The 23,257-nt window shown below is 61.8% G+C and carries 27 protein-coding genes and 1 pseudogene; 4 read left to right on the forward strand and 24 right to left on the reverse strand.

Going from position 1 to position 23,257, the window contains the following annotated elements; genetic code table 11:
* Positions 1–80 precede the first annotated feature (80 nt).
* The 5 genes from L6Q21_RS15125 to L6Q21_RS15145 all read right to left on the reverse strand — a co-directional run bounded on the left by L6Q21_RS15125 (position 81) and on the right by L6Q21_RS15145 (position 4,715).
* Complete coding sequence (locus L6Q21_RS15125; RefSeq protein ID WP_237831583.1) at positions 81–980, reverse strand: LysR family transcriptional regulator; 900 nt, start codon at positions 978–980, stop codon at positions 81–83.
* A gap of 81 nt (positions 981–1,061) precedes the next feature.
* On the reverse strand, positions 1,062–2,015 hold the full coding sequence (locus L6Q21_RS15130) for a quinone oxidoreductase family protein (protein ID WP_237831584.1): 954 nt from the start codon (positions 2,013–2,015) through the stop codon (positions 1,062–1,064).
* A 75-nt stretch (positions 2,016–2,090) separates the two neighbouring features.
* Entirely contained in the window at positions 2,091–3,389 is a 1,299-nt protein-coding gene (locus L6Q21_RS15135; protein ID WP_237831585.1) for an MFS transporter, read from the reverse strand.
* Positions 3,343–3,735 (reverse strand): carboxymuconolactone decarboxylase family protein, encoded by a 393-nt coding sequence (locus L6Q21_RS15140; RefSeq protein ID WP_237831586.1) that lies wholly within the window; start codon positions 3,733–3,735, stop codon positions 3,343–3,345. The genes L6Q21_RS15135 and L6Q21_RS15140 overlap by 47 nt, the downstream gene beginning before the upstream one ends.
* Entirely contained in the window at positions 3,732–4,715 is a 984-nt protein-coding gene (locus L6Q21_RS15145) for an aldo/keto reductase (protein ID WP_237831587.1), read from the reverse strand. Before L6Q21_RS15145 ends, L6Q21_RS15140 begins: the two co-directional genes overlap by 4 nt.
* A 46-nt stretch (positions 4,716–4,761) precedes the next feature.
* Here L6Q21_RS15145 and L6Q21_RS15150 point away from each other — a divergent pair, with 46 nt between their 5' ends.
* The gene (locus L6Q21_RS15150; protein WP_237831588.1) at positions 4,762–5,706 is read left to right on the forward strand and encodes a LysR family transcriptional regulator; all 945 of its coding nucleotides are present in this window, start codon (positions 4,762–4,764) and stop codon (positions 5,704–5,706) included.
* Positions 5,707–5,727: 21 nt separating this feature from the next.
* On the opposite strand, the pseudogene L6Q21_RS18040 reads toward L6Q21_RS15150, so the two are convergent.
* The 3 genes and pseudogenes from L6Q21_RS18040 to L6Q21_RS15165 form a co-directional block, all read right to left on the reverse strand.
* Positions 5,728–5,958 (reverse strand): annotated as a pseudogene (locus L6Q21_RS18040) (helix-turn-helix domain-containing protein); the annotation flags it as partial.
* Positions 5,959–5,966: 8 nt separating this feature from the next.
* Positions 5,967–6,869 (reverse strand): EamA family transporter, encoded by a 903-nt coding sequence (locus tag L6Q21_RS15160; protein ID WP_237831589.1) that lies wholly within the window; start codon positions 6,867–6,869, stop codon positions 5,967–5,969.
* Positions 6,866–7,480 carry a nitroreductase family protein gene (locus tag L6Q21_RS15165; RefSeq protein WP_237831590.1) on the reverse strand — a complete coding sequence of 205 codons (615 nt, stop codon included), beginning with the start codon at positions 7,478–7,480 and terminating at the stop codon, positions 6,866–6,868. Before L6Q21_RS15165 ends, L6Q21_RS15160 begins: the two co-directional genes overlap by 4 nt.
* A gap of 105 nt (positions 7,481–7,585) precedes the next feature.
* Between L6Q21_RS15165 and L6Q21_RS15170 the strand changes: the two genes are divergently transcribed.
* A complete protein-coding gene (locus L6Q21_RS15170; protein WP_237831591.1) occupies positions 7,586–8,500 on the forward strand; it encodes a LysR family transcriptional regulator in 915 nt (304 codons plus the stop codon).
* An 82-nt stretch (positions 8,501–8,582) separates the two neighbouring features.
* Here L6Q21_RS15170 and L6Q21_RS18170 read toward each other — a convergent pair whose 3' ends face one another.
* From L6Q21_RS18170 to L6Q21_RS15215, 9 genes are all read right to left on the reverse strand, one after another.
* Positions 8,583–10,673, reverse strand: a complete 2,091-nt coding sequence (locus L6Q21_RS18170) for a relaxase/mobilization nuclease domain-containing protein (RefSeq protein WP_336246248.1) — start codon at positions 10,671–10,673, stop codon at positions 8,583–8,585.
* 295 nt (positions 10,674–10,968) lie between these two features.
* A complete protein-coding gene (locus L6Q21_RS15180; RefSeq protein ID WP_204157975.1) occupies positions 10,969–11,679 on the reverse strand; it encodes a lytic transglycosylase domain-containing protein in 711 nt (236 codons plus the stop codon).
* A 4-nt stretch (positions 11,680–11,683) separates the two neighbouring features.
* Positions 11,684–12,019: a DUF736 domain-containing protein gene (locus L6Q21_RS15185; protein ID WP_204157976.1), complete on the reverse strand. Its 336-nt coding sequence runs from the start codon at positions 12,017–12,019 to the stop codon at positions 11,684–11,686.
* A 35-nt stretch (positions 12,020–12,054) separates the two neighbouring features.
* Positions 12,055–12,600 (reverse strand): S26 family signal peptidase, encoded by a 546-nt coding sequence (locus L6Q21_RS15190; RefSeq protein ID WP_237831592.1) that lies wholly within the window; start codon positions 12,598–12,600, stop codon positions 12,055–12,057.
* The gene (locus L6Q21_RS15195) at positions 12,597–13,115 is read right to left on the reverse strand and encodes a DUF2840 domain-containing protein (protein WP_204157978.1); all 519 of its coding nucleotides are present in this window, start codon (positions 13,113–13,115) and stop codon (positions 12,597–12,599) included. Before L6Q21_RS15195 ends, L6Q21_RS15190 begins: the two co-directional genes overlap by 4 nt.
* Positions 13,112–13,366: a ribbon-helix-helix protein gene (locus L6Q21_RS15200; protein ID WP_204157979.1), complete on the reverse strand. Its 255-nt coding sequence runs from the start codon at positions 13,364–13,366 to the stop codon at positions 13,112–13,114. Before L6Q21_RS15200 ends, L6Q21_RS15195 begins: the two co-directional genes overlap by 4 nt.
* Positions 13,363–14,016, reverse strand: coding sequence for a ParA family partition ATPase (parA, locus tag L6Q21_RS15205; RefSeq protein WP_237831593.1), 654 nt, complete (start codon positions 14,014–14,016; stop codon positions 13,363–13,365). The genes L6Q21_RS15200 and parA overlap by 4 nt, the downstream gene beginning before the upstream one ends.
* On the reverse strand, positions 14,013–15,104 hold the full coding sequence (locus L6Q21_RS15210) for a replication initiator protein A (RefSeq protein WP_237831594.1): 1,092 nt from the start codon (positions 15,102–15,104) through the stop codon (positions 14,013–14,015). The genes parA and L6Q21_RS15210 overlap by 4 nt, the downstream gene beginning before the upstream one ends.
* On the reverse strand, positions 15,105–15,377 hold the full coding sequence (locus L6Q21_RS15215) for a helix-turn-helix transcriptional regulator (RefSeq protein ID WP_204157982.1): 273 nt from the start codon (positions 15,375–15,377) through the stop codon (positions 15,105–15,107). It lies immediately after the preceding gene.
* Positions 15,378–15,843: 466 nt separating this feature from the next.
* Here L6Q21_RS15215 and L6Q21_RS15220 point away from each other — a divergent pair, with 466 nt between their 5' ends.
* Entirely contained in the window at positions 15,844–16,134 is a 291-nt protein-coding gene (locus L6Q21_RS15220) for a DNA -binding domain-containing protein (RefSeq protein ID WP_204157983.1), read from the forward strand.
* A gap of 7 nt (positions 16,135–16,141) precedes the next feature.
* On the opposite strand, the gene L6Q21_RS15225 is transcribed toward L6Q21_RS15220, so the two are convergent.
* Both L6Q21_RS15225 and L6Q21_RS18265 read right to left on the reverse strand, forming a co-directional pair.
* Complete coding sequence (locus tag L6Q21_RS15225; RefSeq protein WP_237831595.1) at positions 16,142–16,783, reverse strand: DUF2285 domain-containing protein; 642 nt, start codon at positions 16,781–16,783, stop codon at positions 16,142–16,144.
* Positions 16,722–16,937, reverse strand: a complete 216-nt coding sequence (locus tag L6Q21_RS18265) for a transcriptional regulator domain-containing protein (RefSeq protein ID WP_418895831.1) — start codon at positions 16,935–16,937, stop codon at positions 16,722–16,724. Before L6Q21_RS18265 ends, L6Q21_RS15225 begins: the two co-directional genes overlap by 62 nt.
* A gap of 183 nt (positions 16,938–17,120) precedes the next feature.
* Here L6Q21_RS18265 and L6Q21_RS15230 point away from each other — a divergent pair, with 183 nt between their 5' ends.
* Entirely contained in the window at positions 17,121–17,264 is a 144-nt protein-coding gene (locus L6Q21_RS15230; protein WP_237831596.1) for a hypothetical protein, read from the forward strand.
* 79 nt (positions 17,265–17,343) lie between these two features.
* On the opposite strand, the gene L6Q21_RS15235 is transcribed toward L6Q21_RS15230, so the two are convergent.
* The 5 genes from L6Q21_RS15235 to L6Q21_RS15255 form a co-directional block, all read right to left on the reverse strand.
* The gene (locus L6Q21_RS15235) at positions 17,344–17,670 is read right to left on the reverse strand and encodes a DUF736 domain-containing protein (RefSeq protein ID WP_237831597.1); all 327 of its coding nucleotides are present in this window, start codon (positions 17,668–17,670) and stop codon (positions 17,344–17,346) included.
* Positions 17,671–18,236: 566 nt separating this feature from the next.
* Entirely contained in the window at positions 18,237–18,677 is a 441-nt protein-coding gene (locus L6Q21_RS15240) for a hypothetical protein (RefSeq protein WP_237831598.1), read from the reverse strand.
* A 151-nt stretch (positions 18,678–18,828) separates the two neighbouring features.
* Entirely contained in the window at positions 18,829–19,755 is a 927-nt protein-coding gene (locus L6Q21_RS15245) for a DUF2493 domain-containing protein (protein ID WP_237831599.1), read from the reverse strand.
* A 304-nt stretch (positions 19,756–20,059) separates the two neighbouring features.
* The gene (locus tag L6Q21_RS15250) at positions 20,060–21,097 is read right to left on the reverse strand and encodes a DUF7146 domain-containing protein (protein ID WP_237831600.1); all 1,038 of its coding nucleotides are present in this window, start codon (positions 21,095–21,097) and stop codon (positions 20,060–20,062) included.
* On the reverse strand, positions 21,097–23,257 hold a 2,161-nt coding region (locus L6Q21_RS15255), incomplete at its 5' end, for a strawberry notch C-terminal domain-containing protein (protein WP_237831601.1). The genes L6Q21_RS15255 and L6Q21_RS15250, both read right to left, overlap by 1 nt.

Here is a 23,257-nt window from a genome sequence, read left to right on the forward strand (position 1 = left end):
TGGCTGTAGGGCTGCCGAATACTATCGGCGGCAAATCGGATGGGTGACGACGACACTATTCCGGCACCGTTCACGGTGGACTATCGCGAATCTGACTTCGGCTGTGTGCGGCCCATTTGTGTCGCCAGCGTGAGAAAATTCAATAGTGCGGGATCTCGGTTGTGGGGCGACCAGATGGCCGAAAATGGGATGGCTTCGGGTTCGTCAACGATTGGAAGGAAAATCAGGTTTGGCGTGCACGCCGCCGCGGTTTCCTCGACAAAAAGCGAGACACCATGCCCGGAAGCAATCACCGACAACAGTGCGCTGCGGCCAGTATCGACGCGGCGGATCGTCGGCGTCGGCCATTTCCCGGCCGAGCGAAGCACAATGAGGTCATGAACCTGTGGACCGGTCCCGCCATGGCGAACAAGGAAGGTTTCGCTCGCAAGCTGCTGCCACTCCACATCCGATTGTGCTGCCAAGCGATGCTTTACCGGCAGCGCCACCATCAAGCGATCCCGCCAGATGACGCGGGAATTGAGATCGGGGATTTCGTGGGTGCATGCCATAAAGGCAACATCAAGCCTGCTTTCTCGCACCATGTTTTGCCCATCGCGCGCCGTGCCCTCGGTGATATGAAGTTGAACGCCGGGATTCTTGGTATGAAACCGCTCCAGCAGTCGGTCTAGAAAGCAGCCCGGCGTGAGGGCGTGGATGCCGATGCGAAGCCTGCTTTCCTTTCCGCACGCTTGCATCCCCGCCGTCTTGATGGCGCGGTCCAGGATGCCCATCGCGTCCTCGACATGATCGACGAAACGTCGGCCAGCTTCGGTCACGCGGACGCCGCGCGTGCTACGGTCGAAGAGGGCGACGCCCAAATCTTCCTCCAGCGCCTTTATCCGTGAGCTGACGCTTGACTGGCTGGTGCCGAGCGCCTGCGCTGCACGGTGGAAGCTGAGATACTCTGCGACCGCGAGCGCCTGGACCAAAGCGACCATCGGAACGCGAACGCCAAGAATTGCACTTCTCAGCTCTGCGCTTTCTGTCTTGTTGCTCCTCCGCCTACGCATGGAGGTGCCCTACGGAATCAGCAAGAGGCTTCCGGTCGTGCGACCGGCTTCGAGATCGGATTGAGCCTGCGCCGCTTCGGCCAGAGGATACTCGCCGCCAATCTCGGTGCAGACGCCTTTCTGCATCATTTCGAGCAAGGCTTCGGCCGCATGATGATAGACTGTCAGGTCGGCGGCATAAGCCATCACACTTGGCCGGGCGAGCGACAACGAACGGATGGGGCCGATATCCTCTACCGCAAGTGATGGAATAGCTCCGGCTGCCTGACCGATGCTTGCGACCGTTCCGAAGCGCCGGGTGCAGGCCAAGCTTTTAAGCAGCGTATCACCACCGATCCCGTCAATGGTAAAATCCACACCGACGCCCTGGGTCAGCGATCCCACCTCGGACACAAGATCAGCATTTCGCCCGACGATGACGTGATCCGCACCGTAGGATCGCGCGATGTCGGCCTTTGCTTCCGACCCTGCCGTGCCGATGACCGTGGCTCCGAGATGCTTCGCCCAGCGCACGAGGATCGAACCCAGGCCGCCAGCGGCTCCGTGGACAAGCAAGGTCGTCCCCCGCTCAACGGCATAGGTGCGGGTCAGCAGCATATGGGCAGTCAGCCCTTTGAGCATCGACGCCGCTGCGCTGCGAAACTCTATACCATCCGGCAGTTTGATGAGCCGTGAAGCCGGCAAAGAGCGTGCCGTTGCATAAGCGCCGACCGGCGCACCGGCATAGGCAACGCGATCCCCGATTGAAAAGCCAGTGACGCCTTCGCCCAAGGCTTCCACTACTCCAGCGGCCTCAACGCCGAGGGCGGCAGGTAAAGAGAGGGGATAAAGGCCAGTCCGGTGATAGATGTCGATGAAGTTCACGCCGATAGCGAGGTTTCTGATCCGCGCCATGCCAGGCCCCGGCTGTTTCGACGAGATTTGTGAAACCTCCAGCTTTTCGACACCGCCGACGCCGGTCATGAGGACTACAGTATCCATACATATTCTCCAGGAATTTTGTTTCGGAATCCGTGACGCAATTCTGATGCGGCACACCTATTCTCTCGGCGGCTGCAAAGCGGCCGGGGTCGACAAAAAAGTCACGGGTATGAGGCTGGCGGTGAGTGCGACCGCTGCGATCATCATGAGGCCGCCAAGATTGGTGAAGGAAATAACAATCGAACCCAGCAACGCGCCTGTACCAATCGCCGCATTGAAAATCGCAACATATATTGCGGATGCGGGAAGTGCCGCGTCACCCGCTGCGCGTAGAATCCAAGTCTGAAAACCGACAAAGACCGCCGCAACACCGATCCCCCAGCCAACCAGCAGGATACCGGCGATAACCGCGCCTGCGCCCGCACCGATCAATCCAATTCCACCCAGACATAACGCCATCAACGCGAGCGCCCCCGACACGAGCGCTTTGAGATAGTGGTCCACGAAGACGCCGGTAAGCACATTGCCAAGGAGACCGGCGACACCGAACGCGAAAAGGAGCGCGTACAATGTATTCGGTGGCATATGCAGACTGTCGGAAAGCAATGGTTCGATATACGTGAACGCAGCAAAATGCGCCGTTATCGCACAAGCTGTCGCACCGTAAATTCGAAGAAACACCGGATCTCGGGCAATGGCCGAAAGAGCTTTTCTACCTACCGGCGCAGTGGCTTGAACTCGCGGCACGGAAAAGACAATTGCGGCGGCGGTTACAAAAGATAGTGCGGCGATACAGCCAAACGCCGTTCGCCAGCTATCGAGGTGGCCGATCATTCCCGCCAAGGGAACACCCAGAACACTGGCTGCCGACACGCCGCCAAAAATAATCGAGGTTGCAACGCCGACATGCCTGGCCGGAACGATCTGCGCACCGAGCGTCCCGATCATCGCCCAGAAGATGCCGTGAGCCACCGCACCAATTATTCTGGCACCGAAAAGCGCCGGGAAGGTCGTGGTCATGGCCGCTACAGCACTGGACAATGCCAGCACAAGCATCAGCGCCACGAGAAGCGGCTTCCGGGGCATCTGTCCCAATGCCATTGCCGAAATCAACGCGCCAGCGGCAGCGATCCAGGCGTAGCCGGTAACGATCAGGCCGACTTTGGCTTCGCTCTCGCCCAGATCGCCTGCTATCGAAGTCAGCAGACCGATAGGTGCCAGTTCCGTGGTGACGATCGCAAATGATCCAACCCCCAGGACGCCGACAGCCAGCCAGTTTCGCCACGAAGCGCGTTCTTCTTGTTCTTGCATTTGAATTGAACCTTGGAATTGGAAGGTCTGGCGGCCCCAAACGAACTGTCCGGAGATGTCAGACAGCTTGAGAGGCGAAAGCTTTTTTGGCGGCGGAGATGCCATTCATGCAGGCAGGGACACCGGCATAGACTGCTATCTGAAGAAGGATTTCGATGATCTCTTCGCGGGTGACGCCGGTATTCAAAGCCGCACGGATATGGAATTCCAGTTGTCCCGGCGCCGTCCCCATCCCCATCAAAGCCGAGACAGTCAGCATCTCGCGGGTGCGAAGGTCGATGCCAGGACGAGATACGATGTCCGCAAATGAAAAGCCGAGAATGATTTCGAGGAAATCATCCGACAGCGCGTCCAGATTGGCGGCAACTCGCGTTGGGGCGTCTGGATCGAGTTGCTCAAGAAGAGCAAGGGCCTTGGCACGTCGATCCAGGGTCATATGATCCAGGGTCATATGTTGACTCCCTTCATGCCTTCCGCCGTGTAACGGTCCCCTGCTACGGGAAGCACAATGATCGAGCGCTCCAGGTCGGCGAGTTCATCAGCAGACAATCCAACGGAAGTGGCGGAAGCGTTTTCTTCGAGATACTTGATCCGCTTGGTGCCGGGGATCGGCACGATGTTGTCGCCCTTGGCCAGCAGCCATGCCAAGGCCACCTGTGCAGGAGTGCAGTTCTTTTCGGCTGCAATACCACGTACCACATCGACCAGCGCGCCGTTGGTCGCGGCGTTATCCGGCGTGAAGCGCGGCAGGCTGGCGCGAAAATCCCCTTCCTCGAACTGCGATCCAGCCTGAAATCTTCCGGTGAGGAATCCGCGCCCGAGCGGTGAATAGGCGACGAAGCCAATGCCCAACTCGCGGCATGTGGGCAGAATTTCGGCTTCCACATCGCGGGTCCAAAGGGAGTATTCGGTCTGAACCGCCGTGACAGGGTGGACGGCATGGGCGCGGCGCAGCGTCTCGGCGCTGACCTCGCAAAGCCCGATATGGCCAATCTTGCCTTCACGGTGCAGGGTGGCCAGCCCCTCCATCGTTTCTTCTATGGGCTGCTCGCGGTCGATGCGGTGGACGTAATAGAGGTCGATCCGCTCAATTCCCAATCGCTTGAGCGATCCTTCGCAGGCGCGACGCATGTAGCCGGCGCTGTTGTCGATGCTGCGCGCGTATTCGCCGGGTTTGCGCACGATGCCAAACTTGGTGGCGATCTTCACCTTGGCACGGCTTTCGGCGAGGAAGCGCCCTATCAATTCTTCATTGTGCTGCGGCCCATACATGTCGGCGGTGTCGAGGAAGTCGATGCCGAGATCGACCGCCCGCCGTAGAACCGCCAACGATTCCTCGTCGTCGCGTGGGCCATAGAACTCGCTCATCCCCATACAGCCAAGCCCGATGGAGGAAACCGATAGGTCGGGACCAAGTGTTCGCTGTTGCATTGCTTTGCTCCTTGTTCTTCGGAGACAAAGATGGTTTTCTCTTTCGATGAATAAAACCACCAAGAACCGTAAACAGATTTCCGAAATCGGAAAACACGGCGCGGGCCGCCTTCGCTGGGACGATGCGCGGGTGTTCCTCGCCATCGCCCGCACCGGGTCGTTGAGCGGCGCGGCGGCCAGCCTCGGCACTGGCCTGGCCACCGTGTCGCGCCAGATTGAGCGACTGGAAGCCGCGCTCGGACTGACGCTGTTCAGCCGGCACCAGAACGGCTATCGCCTCACGGATGACGGGGCGGCGCTGCTGGAGCGCGCCGAAACGCTCGAACAAGCAGCCGAAGCCTTTACCGAAGGATCGGCTGCACAAGCTGGGATCGCGGGACGGGTGCGGCTCGCCACGGCCGAGACGCTGGCGAACCATATCATTATCCCGGCACTGCCGAGGCTGACCCGCCAATATCCCGACCTCACGCTTGAAATCGTCACCGATGTTCAGACGGTCAACCTGCATCGGCGTGATGCCGATCTTGCTGTCCGACTGGTGAAACCCGAGCGTGGCAACGTCACGGTCCGGCGTCTTGGCACGCTTGGCTTCGGCCTTTACGCCGCGCGGGACTATGCCGAACATCGTCAAGATGATCCTCGGCTTGAGAGTGACCGCTTCATCACATGGTGCGAGACCTACGGTCATCTGCCCGCTGCGCAATGGATCGAGCGCGCATTGCGGGGACGCGCGCCGGTTCTGGCGACCACAACACTCTCGGCGCAACTCTCGGCCGCCATTTCGGGCATAGGTCTGGCCGTGTTGCCGCACTTTCTCGGACGGCAGAACAATCTCGTCTGCTTGCAAGGCGATCTTGGCATCGACCGGGAAATCTGGCTTGCGATCCATTCGGATCTCGCTCAATCGCGCAGGGTTCGGGTGGTTGCGGACTTTCTGGCTGGTTTGATCCGCGACGCCAAACAGAAACTCGAAACACCAGTTTCTGGGTGACGGCATCGGCGATAGACAGATTCTAGGTGCATGTCGCTCGAACGGGAGGATGCCAAGGTTTTCCTCCAGTGCCTTCACGCGCGCACTGACGCTGGACTGGGACACGCCGAGCGCGTTCGCCGCGTGGCGGAAATTCAGATATTCGGCAACGGCAAGCGTTTGGATCGGAGATGTGATGGGAATACGCCCATGCAACAACAGCGATGGCTCGCTCCGATCAGATACTATGCGGTCACTCCGGCGCACGGTCACACCTTTTGTCAGGTTTTCGACCCGGCCGAGGCCGGATCGCCCTCTCGGGATAAAGGTTTGGAATTGCGATTGGGGCGTTGGCCGAGCCAGATGCTACCAATGACAAGGACAACGCCGACGATTTGAAGTGCCGTCAGCGTCTGACCGAGGAAGGACCACCCGAGCAGCACGGCAGTTACCGGGCTGAGAAAGCCCAGCGAGGAAACCACTGCCGAGTCCAGCCGGGCAATGCCACGGAACCACAATATGTAGGTCAGCGCCGCGCCGATCAGCCCGAGCCAGAACAGCCCAAGGAGGTTGGGTATTGTCGGAACCGGAACGGTCGGCTCGACAAGCAGGGCCATCGGCATGAGAAGAAGACCGCCGGCTGTCAGTTGCCATGCGGTGAAGGTGAGCAGCGACACCGTGGGTTGCCACTTACGGGTCAAGACGGTGCCGAAGGCCATGGAGACCGCACCAGCAAGACCCGCCGCAATGCCCACCGGATCGAGCGCCGCTTGAGGCGTTAACACCAGAAGGGCAACACCACCGAGACCGATCATCGCCGCAAGGACCGAGGCGGGCCGTATCCTGTTGCCGAGCATGGCGGCGGCGAGGAAGATGACGATCAGCGGCTGGACCGCGCCAACCGTGGCCGCGACGCCACCCGGAAGACGGTAGGCCGAAACGAACAACATGCTCCAGAAGATCGAGAAGTTGAGCGCGCCAAGGATGAAGATGCGCAGCCACCATATTCCCGCCGGAAACTGCCGAACGATCAGAAGCAGCAAAAGGCCGGCGGGCAACGCCCGAAGCATCGCCACCGTCATCGGCGAATAGTCCGGCAGAAACTCGGTCGTGACGATGTAGGTACTGCCCCATATGGCAGGCGCAATCGCCGTCAGCAGCAGATCGGACGCGCGGGGTTTCATGCGACCTCCAGAATCTCCGCAAGCGGGCGGCGCGGTTTTTGAGGCCAGTTTCCGGGGGCCGCGCGGCCGACTGCGAGGAGCAGGACCGGCACTTCGACCGGCATCAAACCGAATGCGCGCGCCACGCCTCCGGCGTCGAATCCGACCATGGGACCGGAGGCGAGGCCCATCGCTTCGGCCGCATGCATAAGCGTCGCCGCGCCAAAGGTGGCCGAGCGCACGGCTTCGTCGCGTGCCATCCGGGGATCAGCATATTGCTGGCGCGCGCCTTCCTGCCAGCCAACCACCATGGCCGCCGGCATGAAGCCGGCCTCGACAGAGGGGCGCAACCGCTCGGCGAGAATCTCGTGATCGGGAAGCACGCCGCAGATGATGAAGGTGACGGCAGCGTCCGACACCTTGGGCTGATCTTGGGCAACGCTACGCAGCCGGGCTTTCGACTCCGGTGTTCGCACTGCGATGAACCGCCAGTTCTGGAGGTTGTAGGCGGTGGGTGCGCGCGTCGCCAGATGCACCAGTCGCTCGATCTCTGCATCCGTCAGGACGTGAGAGGCGTCGAACAGATTGGCTGATACGCGTTGCTCGATCAGGGAAATGGTGGGGTTCGTCATAATGCCGTTCCGAATTGAGGGTTTCGGAAAGGAAATACAAAATTTACCTGACGGGGATAATATGCGAGTTTTGCAAGATACTATTTACTGACAGGGAAAGATGCGATGGACCGCCTCACCGCCTTGAAAGTGTTCCACCGCGTGGCGGAACTGAACAGTTTCGCGGAAGCCGGCCGAAGCCTCGGCCTTTCCCCCGCCGCGATCAGCAAAAACATCGCCGAGTTGGAAGCCCATCTCGGCGCACGTCTCATCAACCGGACGACGCGGCGCATGGCGCTGACCGAAGAAGGCAGGCTCTATTTGGAGCATGTCACGCGCGGGTTGGATGCGCTGGCCGAGGCCGATCAGGCGCTCTGCCCAATCAAGACGACGCCAAGTGGTACGTTGAAAGTCAGTGCGCCGATGACCGTGATCCTGACGCGGCTCTCGGCGGCTATCCCGGAGTTTCTGTCGCGCTGTCCCGATTTGAAGCTCGACCTTCATCTCGACGACCGGCGTGTGGATATTATCCGCGAAGGCTTCGATCTCGCCATTCGCGGCAGCGACAATCTGGAGGATTCCAGCCTGATCGCCCGCAAGCTTGCGGTAATGTCGCATGTGCTGTGCGCCGCGCCTTCGTATTTCGAGAAGCACGGCAAGCCTGAAACGCCTACCGATCTGAAGGCGTTCACCAGCATCCGCTTCAGCCTCTCGGGTCATGCGGACATATGGGAATTCAGCAAGGAGGGACGGACCGAGCAGGTCACCGTCGATGCGCGATACTCCGTCTCGTCGAGCCTCGCCGTGCGCGATGCGCTGCGTGCCGGCTTCGGGGTCAGTCTGATACCCTATCCCTATGTCGAGGACGATTTGAGGGAAGGCCGACTCCAACCCGCGCTGGAGGATTGGAGCACGGTCGAAACCACGCTCTATGCGGTCTATCCATCGCGGCAGCACCTTGCTCCGAAACTCCGCGTCCTGCTGGATTTTCTGATCGAAGAGTTCGCACGCGATAGTGCAAGACCTCCGATCTTCACTTAGCGTTTGTCGAGACAGCGAGCTTTTGGGATTATCGACATGACGGGGATTGGCATCACCCCGAAGGCAGTCGCGAATCAAAGAGTTATAGTCCCAGCCCACGTTGTCGCCCCAACTGCCAAGACACCGATCCGCCCTGCACGATGCCCGCGACCTCGCGGCCGAGCTGGCGGTCGATCACCGGCCGCCATGGGACAAGGGTGAACTCGTGGCTCTGTTCGACCACCGCGAACTTGCCGCTCGATAGCTGGACGGTGCCGGTAAACTTGCCGCTGATCTTCTCGCCATCCGCCGCCGCCCGGAACGGCAGCGCCTTGCTCTCGGCCATCTCCGTGCCGACGCGGGCGACTTCGCGCTCGCGCAGCGTGGCGAGAAGGCTGCGCCGGTAGAAGATGCGACCATCCCGCGCTCGGGTGGCGTCACCCTGTTCGATATGGTGCTCACGCCGCTGGTCCATGGCATCGCGCACCTGCTGCCCGAAACCGGCCGGAGCGAGATCCGATGCGTCGGGTGTAACCAGACGCCGGTCGAGCCAGGTCGCGCCATCCGAACCTATCTGGCTTTCCAGATTGAAGGTCGAGATGACACGGATGCTTGCCTGCCGGTTGCGGCCAGCATCATAGGCTGCGGCGCGGCTCTCGAAATCCTCCGGGATGCGCCATTGATCGGGGTCTATCCGCTCGACGATCCCGGCGCGGCGCAGCGCCTCCAGCCGGCGGACATGGGCATCGACGAAGCCCTCATAATCACTGCCCGGAATCCGGGCCTCGAACTTGGCCTGTTCCAGATGACGGCTCGGCCGATAGACGCCATCATCGGCGATGGCGGCAATGGTCCGGTCGGATGGGCGCTGCGCCGTATCGGCCGGGCCGATCTCAATGACGCTGCCAATCCGGGCGTCCTCGACGCGGGCCGGGTCGATGCCCGGAACATGGTGGGTGCGCCCGTCAATCCCATCCACCACCACGGTCAGGTTCTCGCCCATCTCGTCGGTGAGATACTTGTCCACGACGCGGCCGACGATGGGCGTCTCGGGCGCGGCATCATGAAGCTGGAAGCTCATCGGATCACGCTCCAGCCCATCCGCCTTCAGCGCCTTGTGCATATTGCGGATGATGTCGCCGCGCTCGCCCAGCTCGCGCAAGGTCGGTTCCATCCGCTCGCTCAACTCCCAGACACCCGGCGCGTGTTCCGTGGCGAGGCCCATCTGCTCCAGCTTGGCGAGACGGCGCAGGCGCAGCGTGCGATTGAACTGGCGACGGACATCATCGGGTTCATGGCGCAGGTCGATGAAGCGTTCATCGGCTTCCACGGTCATCGCGCGGTCGATGCGGGTGAAGCGGTCCTGATCGACTTCGGCCGAGAGCTTGCGGGTCTGCTCGATCTCGGTGACGGGACCAAGCTCCATCGTGGTCAACTCGCTGGCCCGCTCGCGAATCCCATTGGCGAGATAGTCGCCGTTGATGACCAGATTTTCGCCCAGGTCGTCCTTGCCCCGAACGATGACATGGACATGTGGATGGCCGGTATTGTAGTGGTTGACCGCCACCCAATCGAGTTTCGTGCCAAGGTCGGCCTCGATGCGGCTCATCAGATCACGGGTGTGTTCGGTGAGATCGGAAAGATCGGCAGCATCTTCGGGCGAAACGATAAAGCGGAACTGGTGGCGATCGTCCTTGCCGCGATCAAGGAAAGCATCTCCATCGGCGCTATCATCGGTCGCCGAATAGAGCTGGCCGCGCTCGCCGTCACGGGATGTCCCGTCTCGCTGTATGTAGCGCAGATGGGCTGCCCCGTTGCCATTCTTCCCCGCGCTCTGGACGTACCGGGTTTTGACGACAACCCGGCGCATTCCGGCCGTACTGTGACGCCAACCGCCCGACAGGGTTCGGGCGCGGACAAAGGCCGCGCCACGGCCACGCTTGACACCCGGACCTTTGCCAGCGCGCGATGCCTTCCCGCTCTTTCCGGCCGAGCCAGATGAAGACGACGAGGAAGTCCGTGATGCGAATGATGATGATCTGCCGGGGCTGTTACTATGCTGACGCGCCAGCTTCTTCGCCTGCGTCAGAAAGCTCTTCGCCTTGCCCGCCTTCGGCACGTCGGATTTGATCCGACCTGGCCTGGGGCGAAAGCGGCTCTCGTCGTCGCCGCTCATTAACCCGCTCCCTGCCATAAAAGCACGCAAACGGCAGATATTCGGCTATAGTGCCGGTCAAAACCCAGCAAAGCCAAAGCTTTGCGCCATATCGCGGCACGCGTGGCCCAAAAGCAGGGTGCCGTGCGCCGCTCCCCAAAACAGTGTGCAGACAAGGGCTTGCCCAGAAACGGGCCTGACAGGGTGCCGGTTTCCTTTATCTTGCCCTCCGCCTTCCCTGCCCTTTTTGCCCTTCCTGCCGGGAATGCAGTCAGGCGACCCCTTGCCTGACTGCACACCGGAAGCGGACCGAAAGCGCGTGGAGACGCCATGCTCATGGCGCATCTCCATTGTTCGCACGGGCCACGAATATGCCGCCGTCCTGCGGCTCCTGATCGACGGAATCGCGCAGAGGAACGGTTGCGCGGACGTCGCTCGACGGCTGATTGGCCGCCGCCGAATTGCCGCTGGATTGCGCAACGAAGAGCGGAGCTTCGCGCCAATCCGGCGGTGGCGGCGGCACAATCGTCGGCACATCAGGCGCAGCCGTATGCCCGAGAACAGGTGCGAGCGTGGCGACATAGGCGCGTGTTTCTGCGGGCAAAGTGCGGCCTGTCGCCAGATGCTCGTCATAGCGACCGGGACCGGCATTGTAGGCGGCAAGCATGGCCGCGACATTGCCATAGCGGTCCCACATCTCGCGCAGATACGCCGTACCTGCGAGGATGTTGTCGCGCGGATCGTAAGGATCGCGTCTGAGGCCATGGCGGCTGCGCAGGCCCTCCCAGGTATCGGGCATGACCTGCATCAGTCCCATTGCACCCGCCGATGAGATGGCGCGCACATCGCTCGCGCTTTCCACACGCAGCACGGCCCGAATCCAGTGCTCTGGAATGCCGAAACGCTGTGACGCCTCGGCAATGAAAGCAGCATGGGGATGCGCAGTGACAGGCGCGGGTTGCGGCGTGACCTGCGCAATCGCTGGCGTCAATCCGCTGCCAGCCGACAGAAGGGCCGTGAAGAGAAGAAGGGCGCGGGATCGCATGATCTCAGTCCCGATCTTCGCGGGGCCGCGGACGGCTCCAGTGCAGCGACCATGACGAGCCTGCATCGTCGTCGCGGAACAGGTTGGCGCGGATCGGCTGCGGCAAGGCGGGATCGTCGAGCAGCACCGAGAGATATTCGCCAGCCTTTTCGCCGGTGCGTTTCCATGCAGCGCCGACCTCGGGACCGTCATCCGCACCGTGATGGACACGGTAGTCCGGCGCATTTTCGGCGTCTGAATGCTCGGCTGGTAGGATGGTAAGCTCACGGTAAAGGGTGAGCGTGTGAAGTCGCCCGGAAAAGCCCGTTTCATCGCGCGTGAACAATCCGATCTGTGGCATGAAAAATCTCCTGTCGTCGAGGTTTCGGCGTGGGTTCAATGCGTGGCCGCCCGCCATTCGTAGCGGCCATCACCTTCCCCATCGGTCCAGAGCGGCAGCGCCCGGCCGATGACGGAACTGGCGGGAACAGGTCCGAAGTAACGGCCATCGAGGCTGTCCCGGATGTCCCAATTCATGAGGAAGAGTTCACCGTCGCCGATGATGCGGCAGCCCTGCCAGACCGGCAGATCGCGGCCCATGCGGTCGCGCTCCAGCGCGTCCCCCATCTCGACATTATCGACGGTAATGGTCGCACCGTTACGGCAGACGCGCTGCCCCGGCAGGCCGAGGACACGCTTCAGCAACGGCACGCCGCGTCCGATATAGCCGCGCTGGACCATGAACCGCTCCAGCGGCTCAGACGGCATGATGGCGACCAGTTCGGGAACTTCGAGCGCATCGGCGGGAGCAACTGTGTAGAAGCCGATGGGCGCGCTGGCAGTCGCATTCCAGATCAACCGGGTTGGCAGATCGGCAACAGCCGTGGCGACAAGCGTGCCGACGGCCAGCATGGACACGGCAAGGATATGACGGCGGCTCATGGTGCGATCCTCCGGCGGCTGATCCACGCGGCATGGCGCTCCGGGGTGTAGGGGTTGGGTTCCTGACCGGCACTCAAACGGTTGTGGACGTGCCGCCAATGGTCCGGCGCAACATCCGCCGGATCGACGCCAAGCGCGTCCACGGCATCAATCAGGGCCAGCACCCGCTGGACTTGTCGCCAGCCGTCGATACGCAGCAGGATCTCGCCGCCAGGACGAACGAAGGGCACGGTCTGGTACGGTTCGCCACGCCCGACAGCGCGCAGGATGTCGAGCCGCGAAACGATGGTGCCGTAATCGTTGGAGGCCCAACGGACGAAGGCGAATATGCTTTCGGGCGCAAAACCGATCAGACTGCGGCGGCGGTCGATGATCTGCTCAAAGCTCTTGCGGCCGAAGCGTATCCAGTGCTCGACCTTCTTCTTCTGGAAGGTCAGTTCGACCAATGTGGTGAACGGTGCAGGCCCGTCCGCCTGCGGATGTTCATGCGCAGCGCGCACGGTTTTGCCGGTCATGGCTGATCTCCTTCGATGGGTGGAAACTCGCGGACCAGCAGCTCGCGCAGCATCATGGCGACGGTGACGCCACGCCGGAAAGCGGCAACCTTGATGCGCCCGCGCAGTTCGGGCGTGATGTCGATGGTCAGGCGGGCGGTGAACGCCTCCGTTGGCGTCTTGGCGGTTGCCGGCGCATCGGCGGCTCTGACCCAGCTATCGGGATTGCCTGGACGCGATGCGAAGCCGGATTTGACGGGCGGCCGTGTCATGGCACGATCCTCCCGATACCGAGGCCATCGATTTCGGCCGCCAGCGCTGTGACCTCCTGTGCGGCCCGTTCGCCGCCATCAGTCTCGGAGACCAGTCGCCCGGTCTGTGCGGCTTCGGCGAAGGCGACACGCTGGCCGATCGTCGTGGCCAGCAAGGGCGGATCATGGTCCGCCAGTGTCTCGGCCGTTTCGCGGGCGATGACGGTGCGCGCAACGCATCGGTTCAGCAGAAAACGGGCGGACAGCTCCGGTCGATAGATGCGCGCTTCGTTCAGAAGCGCCAGCATCTCGGCCGAGGCCCAGCCGTCGAAAGGAGATGGCTGCACCGGGATCAGCGCCAGATCGGCTGCAAGCAGCGCAGAGCGCATCAGGTCAGCGACACGGGGTGGACCATCAATGACGACATGATCGGCGTCACGCGCCAGCTCCGGCGCTTCCCTGTGCAGGGTATCGCGGGCAAGTCCGATGACGGTGAACAGCCTTGGCAGCCCTTCATGGCTGCGCCGCTCCGACCAGTCGAGTGCGGAGCCTTGCGGGTCGGCATCGATCAGGATGACGCGCTTGCCTTGCGCAGCCCAGGCTCCGGCAAGATGCAGCGCCAGCGTGGTCTTGCCCACGCCGCCTTTCTGATTGAGGAGCGCGACGATCATGGCGTACCCCGCCCAGGTCGGCGGGAAGTGGCACTGGCACCGTGCCTTTCATGCGCGCGCGTCAAAGAAGAAAAGTTAGATTCTATGTTAGATTCTAAGTTAGCATCCGGATTATTCTTTTTGTTCCAGAGGCTTAACTGGGGTTCGTGCGCCTGATGTGCCGATAGTGCTGCGCCTGATGTACCGATACCCTTTGCGCCTGATGTACCGACGGCATCCACAATGTTATCCACAGGCACTGTGGATAGATTTTCAGGGCGGATTCGCAGCAGTTCGCGGCGATCTTCGCGCAGGATCTTGAGCCTGTAGCCGGGCAGCGGCTGGCGGGCAGCAATGCGGCGCAGGTCCAGCGCAAAGTCCGATGGCCGGGCCATGCTGCCGGATTTCTGGTAGAGGTGCGCAACCTCGAACAACCAGCCATGTGGCTGATGTCCGGCATGTTTACGGGCGACACGGTAGAGCCAGCGCTCGATACCGCCGGTCAGCCGGAAATAATCCGGGTCGATGGTCAGGACCAGAGAACGGTCAAGGACGCTGTTGTAGAACCACTCGGGCAGGACAAACTCTATACCCTCGACGCGACCGTCGCGCGTGGTCATCTCTTCCCATTCGTTGATCCAGGAGAACTGGCGGCGGCGCCAATGCTTGCCGTTACGGATCGTCGTGGCGACGACCGTGGATTGCAGCCGGGCAAGCGCTGCCTTCAGCAGCATGTATTGCCGGTTTCCTGTGTCGCGCCCTATGGCGCGCAGCAGATGATAGGGCGTAAAGCGGAAGAAGCGGGATGTTTTGATGCCGTTGTTTTCGGCGGCGACGATCTGGCTTGCAGCCCAGATCAGCACATCAGCATCCCAGATCGTCGCCATGCCGTGTTCGGGCATCCCGAACACCTGCACCTCGACATCCGCGGTCTTGTAGAGGATGGGCTTCGTGCGCGGCGTCTTCGCCAGCGAGAAGAAAGGCCGTTCCATCAGATCGCGCTGGTCGCGCGGACTGGCATCGCCGGTTGCTACCACGAAGGGATCGAGGTGGCTGCGCTCGCTGCCGCCTTCTCGCCGCAGGGCGTCAGGGTGATCGACGCGCCGCATTCAGAGCTTGCTCCGCTCTTCAGGCGTCAGGGGGCGCGCCGGAAAGACCGTGCCGGCGCCCTCGTCACTGGTGGATTTGCGCGTGCCGATGTCAGCCCAGGACTGAAGATCTTCGACCGTGTAGAGAACCCGGCCACCGATTTTGCGATAGGTCGGGCCGGTCCCGTAGGTCCGGTGTTTTTCCAGTGTGCGAAGAGAAATACCGAGGAAACGTGCCGCTTCCTGAGTGCGCAGCATGCGCGGTGGCATTTCCGTGTTGCGGCGCTCGGCCATGAGATCACCTCCGGTTCGTCAGGTGGATGCGGCTGCCGGAGACGGCGGCGCGCTATGGCGAACCATGGGAAGTGATCGGCGGCGTGTAGCGTGCCGCATTTGCGCCTATGCGCAGACGGCACCCCGAAAGGGGCTATGTCAGCGCGAAAAGACGTGAGATTTCAGCAACTCAGGGAGACCGATGCGGATTCGCTCAAGACATCCGCGCGCAGTTCGGCTATGAATGCAGATGGAGCAGACGCACTGCTCCGGGGCTTAGTAACCCCTGTTGACGGTTGGTGTCGGCCGTGACGGCACCACACTCCTTGACCCTATGGTCGGGGAGCCTGTGGCGTATGCAACAGGCTTTCCAGCTAAAGGCCATGGGGCCGTTCAACACGGTTACTAACTCCCCGATCACCAGGAGTCAGAGAGTTTTATTGCGGGGGCGAACCGCAGAAACTCTTCTGAAAGAAGGGGAATAACCGTGAAAGCACCCGTCGAACTTGATCCCGATGTGGATGATCTAGCGCCGTCCGGCAATGTCATGACCGCCTATGACGAGCAGCATTTCGTGACCTATCTGCGCCTTCTCGACGCCAAGGCCGAGGATGCGGACTGGAAGGAAGTGGCGCGAATTGTTCTGCACCGCGATCCGGCATCAGATGAGATGCTAACCCGGCGATGCTGGCAGAGCCATCTGGAACGCGCCCAATGGCTGTCGCGGGAAGGTTACAGGCAAATACTGGAACAGGCTGCGGCAAACAGGAATCGGTGAGACAGCCTCATTTGCCCTTTGAGCGCGGACCTAGCTTTACCGGATAATGCAAAAGTAGCCGATAGCCCCCGCGCATCATCCTGATGCCGTGGGAAACAAGACGACGTGCCTTATTCTTGCGCGGATCAGTCTCGAATTCTTCCTTGTTGCCACGGAAGCCGAGTAGGACTTCGGCAACGGCGCGATAGCTTTCGCCGTGTAGCCGTGCGTCCAGCGCCCGTAGCGACAGAAGGTGCCATTGCCGAAGCTGCGCTGGCATGGTGCGAATATCCGGGCCCGGAGAGCGGCCTGTCAGGCACCGCCAGAGGCGGCGGGCAGCATGGGCGCGCAATTCCATGAACTCGTCCATAGGCAGGATTGCAGCATAGAAAGCTGCCGCATCGATCGCGCCCTGCGGCAGCCAGAATTGATGCTCCATCCCACCGATACGCCAGATTGCGTGCCAGCCATCCGGCGCGCGACGTAGGATCAGGCCATCGAGATGTGCGAGAGCGACAAGCCGCCCGCCATCGGGATCGTTCTGCTCGACCGGTGACAGAGTAATGGCCTGCGGATTGAAATGCGGCGACCAGAAAGGCGGTGCGCCGTCAGGCTGCGCGTCGGGGTCGTGTGCGAAATCGCACCCCCCAGCGGGAAGCAAAGGCGTCAACCTCATCTCCCGCGGGTTCTCTCCTCTGCGCGAGTCTCTCGACGTCACGGCGATAGTCTTCGTTGCGACGAAGATATTCCCAGGCGAAACCGGCGGGCGGAAGGTCTTTAATGCGTTTATAGGCCGCCGGAGTACGCCAATCTATGCTCTGCATGGCGCGTCCTCCCAAAGCCGAAGGGCACAAGGCCACGTCCGACCTGAAAAGGCTGCGGTATTGAATGGTTTTGCGGTAGCGTATCTAACGCGATAAGTGGATCGCCTAACCTGATCAATCCATTAAAGAATCTCTCGTTAGCACTGTTGCGCATCACATGGGAGACACCCTGACGACATTCCCGTGTCAGTGATCCAAGCCGAATGGCGGAAACGCGCGACTGCGCGGTTCCGGCGCAGACGAGCGCGCGGCCCGCAGGGCGACAAGGCGGCCGCCCATTTCGGGCAGGTCCGCGCCAAGCTGGAGCGGGCGGAGAACCGGGTGTAGCAGTTGCGGTGGGCGTGACGGCTTTCCTGCGGGTATGAGAAAGGCCCCGACCTTGCGGTCGGGGCCTTTGTTCCGCGCTTCAGTCGCTGCGGCGACCGTTGGGGCGGGACCAGATGAGGGAGAAGGTTTCGCCTTCTTCGTCATCGAAGAGGTTGGCGTAGATCGGGGCGTTGAAGCTCGGATCGTCCAGCTTGAGGCCCAGATAGTCGCGGCCCTCGTTGGAGCGCTTGGACCAGGCGGCGCCGATTTCGGCGCGGCCGACCAGGACCCGGTGGCTGGGGGCGTTCTCGCCGGTGGCGCGCAGGTCGGGAACGATGCGCACGCCCTTAGCCTGGACGCTGAGGGTGACGATTTCGCCGGTGAAGTCGTTCGAGCCGGTCTTCTTGAAGGTGCCGATGGTTGCCATTTTAAGTCTCCGTTTTCCGTTTCCGAGCCCGCACCATTGCGGCCTCTATGGCGATCGACCGGCCGGAGACGAACGCTGGCGCACCCCCTTTGGGGGCTGGACAGCACAGGAGAAACTTTCTTGTTCCGCGCGGAATGGCGGCTCTGCCGTCAGGGGAAGAAAGTTGTGACGACGCTGTTGCGCTAAAGCGGTCGAAGCGCATCGCGCTGTTCTTCGGCCAGATCAGGCCATTGAAGAGGCCGTTTGGAGCGGTCGAGACACGGGGGCTGAACGGAGACGTGGCAATCTTGAGGCCCATCATGATGACCAGACGGGTAACACCGGCCTTGCTTGTCGCCCTGCGTCTCAGGCCATGCGCATCTCTTTTTCGGGCCTGTTCTACCGGCATTGCCCCCAACCGGGTTCTGGTTAGCCCACAACGCTGGCGCTGACCGTTTTGCGCTCCTATGGGCCGCGTCTGTGCCTCAAGCTGATCCGATGCCTAGTCGCTGTCTGCCACCATTTTTCTGACGAAGATGGAAGATAATCCGCACTGCTTCTGGTCGCCATCAACGGATCATTGTGGTTCAGGTGCGTGCAAAGCCGTCGTTCGCCTGGTCGGTTGCCGCCATGCCCGCAACGCGCAGGAACGCCGTCACGCTCACCGCCACCGCTCCGACCACCGAGAAGATGAGCTGCCATGTATCAGACGGCATCATATGCTTGACGATGCCAAGCGTGGCATAGAACCCGGCCATACCCGCCGGAGCGACGAAGGCCAGAGCAATCAGCAGCCGCGCCCAGACCGGGCGGACCAGCATGAGCAGGCCCTGACCGACGGCCAGTGTCAAACCGGCGGCGAGAAGACCGACAACGATGCCGCCGAACCAGCCAGCCCCCGTGCCATAGGCCCAGGTGCCTGCATTCAGACCGATAAAGAACGGCAGAGCAAAAACGGCGAGATTGAACAGAAGCCAGCACATCGTGCCTATAGCCGCGATGGAAACGAGGATTCCGAGAACGATCATGGTGGTGTCTCCGTGCAAAAAGTTGGACGGTCGCGCCTTCCACCACCACCACGGCGCACTGCGACATATAGCATGAGTATGCCTGTCTGAGCGACATGGAATGATCGGCGGGCGCTCTTGTCATGCTCATGATGAAGTGGAAAGGCAGCGCTCACGCGCTGCCGGTCCCGAAGCGATAAACCGGGATGCCCATCTTGCGGGCCTTGTCGGCCAGGTTGTCCTGAATGCCCGTACCGGGGAAGATGATGACCCCGATTGGCATGATGCCGAGCATCTGGTCGTTGCGCTTGAAGGGTGCTGCCTTGGCATGTTTTGCCCAGTCGGGTTTGAAGGCGACCTGTGCGACCTTGCGGTTATTGGCCCAGGTGGCGGCGATGCGTTCCGCGCCCTTGGGCGATCCGCCATGCATCAGCACCATGTCCGGGTGCTTGGCGTGGACCTGATCGAGCTTGGCCCAGATCGTCCGGTGATCGGTGGTGTCTCCGCCCGAGAAGGCGATCTTCGGTCCGGCGGGCAGCAGCACCTCGTTGTCGGCCCGGCGTTTTGCGGCGATGAAGTCGCGGCTGTCGATCATGGCCGAGGTCATCTGGCGATGGTTGACCCGTGAGCCGGAGCGTTGCGACCATGGCGTGCCGGTGGTGCGCAGATAGATGTCGGCGGCGGTATCGCGGAAGGTTTCCATGCTGTCGCGGCGCTCGATCAGGCTTTGGCCCGCGCCGATCAGGGTTTCGAGCTGGACGGATTTGACCTCGCTGCCGTCCTGTTCGCGTTGAAGGCGCTTCTGTGCCTGCTCGTTATCGTCGAGTTTGGTCTCGATCCGCTCGACAGCGCGGTGGAAGGTGTTGACGGTGGACCAGAGGATTTCGTCGAGGTCGAAATCGAGGCTGGTATCGGCCATGGTGGAAATCAGAGCGTCGAAGATGTCGGAGACTGCGCCCAGGATGACGTGATCTTCGGGTGTGATCCGGGGATCGGCCTCGTCTTCCGAGGGGCGGTAGCCGTAGAGTTCGAGTTCTTCGATGGCATGGCCAGTCGGGGACGTGCTGTGATCGGGTTCGAAATCGTCGTTCGCGTACATGGGATGCTTCCGTCATTTGGACCGCGACCGTCGCGGCCTTCATGGCGAGACAAGCCCACGGGCGCTCCGGTCTGGCAGCGCGAGCCTCTGGCGAGTGCCTTGATGGCAAAGCCCGGCTGATTTGTTTCGCGCTGTAAAGGCGGCTCCGCCGCCGACGGAAATCAGTCGGGCGCCGCCATTGCCTGACCGGAGTGTTTGTGGGCCGATCGCCCTCTCGGAAGGCCAAGGCGCGGTCCTCTGCTGATGACAGGCAGCCTGCGCGCATGACCGGATCGGAACGCCCCCGATCACGGCCCCGTACCGGCTATGCTATTGAAGCCATGAAGCGGCTGACGTCCTCGGGGGCGATTTGCACCCGGATCTCTGCTCGAGCGGCATCCAGCCCATGAGTTACGAGATCTTCGTTGAAGTCCCCCATCATGGGCGAGAGCGTGATGGTCTCGATTCCGACCTCGTGCGCCCGGTCCACCAGGCTATCGCGGGCGCTGTTCCCTGCCGGATCGTTATCACGGACGATATAGAGCCTGCACAGTTGCTGCGGGAATAGAATAGCGGCGAGATGTCCGGCCGAGAGTGCGGAAACCATCGGCATGGTGGGCAGAGCCTGACGCAGTGACAGGATGGTTTCGATACCTTCCCCTGCTGCCATGACATCCTGCGCATCACCGAAACGAACCGCATGTCCGAGCAGGTCGCCCATTGCCTTCCTTGGCGGATCGACAGGTGCCTTGCCGGAACCGTCCGGGGCCAGCCAGGTGCGGTGCGCGCCGGTGATCCTGCCATCGAAGTCGGTGACGGCGGCGATCATGGCGGGCCAGGCCTGCGTCGGGGCATCGTCCTCGGGCCGCCAGTAGCAGTTGGGATGGAAACGCAGATTTGCGGTTTGGCGTAAATCCGTCATCCCGCGTCCGCGTAAATACGCTTCTGCGGTACTGCCAAGCAGCGGCTGTGTCATGCGCCAGAGTCGGCGTGCGGCCTCCGATGATCCCGATGGTGCTGGCGGGCGGAACTGACGGGATGGCGGCTGCGGTTCAGGATGCGGCAGGCTGAGGAAGCGCCGGGCTTCTTCGGCAACGTCTGTGAAATCGATCAGACCGAGCGAGTCCCGGATCACGTCTAGCAGATCGCCATATTCCCCCGTGGCCGAGTCCTGCCATTTACCGGCAATGCCTTTCACGCTGTCGTGCAACCGGACGAACATGGAGCGGCCCGCCGTGTTTCGGACATCGCCAACCTGCCAGTAATTGCCCTGTTTGCGGCCATTGGAGAGATAATGGCGGCACACCGCCTCGGCCTGTCGGCCGAGACGCTGCGCCAGTTCGGAAGCGTTGAGACGCGCCATTATACGGCCTCCCGCTCACCGATGCGCTCAACCGGGAAGCGGTCAAGCAGTTTGCCGATGATCTCCGGCCCCGTTGCATCGACGGGCACGAAGAAGCGCAGTTTCCACGAGATGATCTCACTGAAGAGGCCATAGGCTCGCAGCCGGTCACGCATCGCATCGGTAAAGCCGGTCAGTTCGATCCGGTTGGCGCCCATGACGCGGACGCGGCGCAGTTGCAGCCCTTCGGCGAGATCAAGGATCGTGCGACCTTCGATCAGCGCGGCATAGGCGGCATCCGGTGTCAGGCTGTTGGTGACGCCACTGGTCGAAGCATTGGCGGCCCAGGCCGGCGATACCCGGCGACCGATGATGCGTTCGCCCTCGTCGGTCTGGAGCCGATAGACCCGGGCGGAGTCCTGAGGCAGGCGTTTCCAGATCGGCAGAAGTAGCCCTGTCACCATATGCAGGATGCTGTCGGTGAACTCCGGCACCTGGGCCAGTTCCGCCTTCCAGGCTGTGGTGAAGGCGGCACGGTCAGCCTCGATCCAATGGGTCTCGCCCATCGCCCGCACCGGAATGTTCATCGCTTCCATCGGCCGGATCAGCCGCACGCGCCTTTCGATCTCACCATCATCCAGCATGACGCTGGTGGTCGGGACCTGAACGGCAGCGCGACCGGATCGCTCGTTGATGAGCAATCTTGCGCGGGGATCATCCAGTTCCGCCAGGGCGGCATTGAGCGTAACCGGCTGATTGCGTTTGCGCTCGGTGAGCGTCAGGAGCCGGGTTTCCGCGCCGGTGCCCGGATGGGTGTGGATGACCTGCCGGTCTGTGACGATGAAGCTTTCGGCCTTCAGCGTCTCCAGCCCCATATCATAGGTGCCGGATGCGATTGCTCCGTCGATCCGTGCCTGCAGAAGCTGCTCGAAGGCCGAGAACAGGATGCCCTGCAATTCGATGGTCAGCGCCAGCAGGCGGTTGAGGAAGGTGGTGATCGGCGGCAGTTCGTCCTTCACACCGGTGCTGTCCATCAGCTTCAGGCCGGTGGCGGATTCAAACCGTTCGAGCGAGCATCCCTCGACCTTCCCGCGCACGATCAGCAGATAGAGCTGGCGCAGCGCATCGCGGGCATAGGCGGATTCCAGATTGTCCTCGGGACGGAACAGCCCCTGACCGCCTGTCTGGCGCTGGCCGCGTGTAATCGCGCCCAGCGTGTCGAGGCGGCGGGCGATGGTCGAAAGGAAGCGCTTCTCGGCTTTGACATCCGTGGCGATGGGCCGGAAGAGCGGCGGCTGCGCCTGATTGGTGCGGTTGGTGCGGCCCAGCCCCTGAATGGCGGCATCTGCCTTCCAGCCTGGCTCCAGCAGGTAATGCACGCGCAGCCGCTGGTTTCGCGCCGAGAGTTCGGCGTGATAGCTGCGCCCCGTGCCACCGGCATCCGAGAAGACCAGAATGCGCTTCTGATCATCCATGAAGGCCGAAGTCTCGGCAAGGTTGGCAGAAGGCGCACGGTTCTCGACGGCTAGGTGGGCCGCTGCTCCAATACCCTTGCGCACGATCCGGCGTGAGCGGCCCGTGACCTCCGCCACAATATCCGTGCCGAAGCGCTGCACGATCTGGTCGAGCGCTCCGGGGACAGGCGGAAGCGAACCCAGCTGCTCCAGCATCTCGTCGCGCCGCGCCACGGCTTCACGGCATTTCACCGGCTGACCATCGCGGAAGACGGGGCGTGACGACAGGTTGCCCTCGCCATCGGTGAAGGGTTCATAGAGCTGCACCGGGAAGGAATGCTGCAAATACGAGCCGACATACTCCCTCGGCGTGACATCGACGGAAATATCGTTCCATTCCTCGGTCGGGATCTCGGACAGCCGCCGTTCCATCAGGGCTTCGCCAGTCGAGACGATCTGGATGACGGCGGCATGGCCCGCTTCCAGATCGGCCTCGATGGACCGGATCAGGGTCGGGGTTTTCATGGAGGTCAGCAGATGGCCAAAGAAGCGCTGCTTGGTGCTTTCAAAGGCCGAACGGGCGGCGGATTTGGCCTGCCGGTTCAGCGTCCCCTCGCTGCCGGTGATGTTGGCGGCTTCCATCGCCGCGTCCAGGTTTCCATGAATGACAGCTAATCGCGAGGACGCGATAATGCGAAGGTGTCCAGGATTCATTTTTGTTTTCCTT

The sequence above is a fragment of the Sandaracinobacteroides sayramensis genome (assembly GCF_022014495.1).
Taxonomy (GTDB): Bacteria; Pseudomonadota; Alphaproteobacteria; order Sphingomonadales; family Sphingomonadaceae; genus Sandaracinobacteroides; species Sandaracinobacteroides sayramense.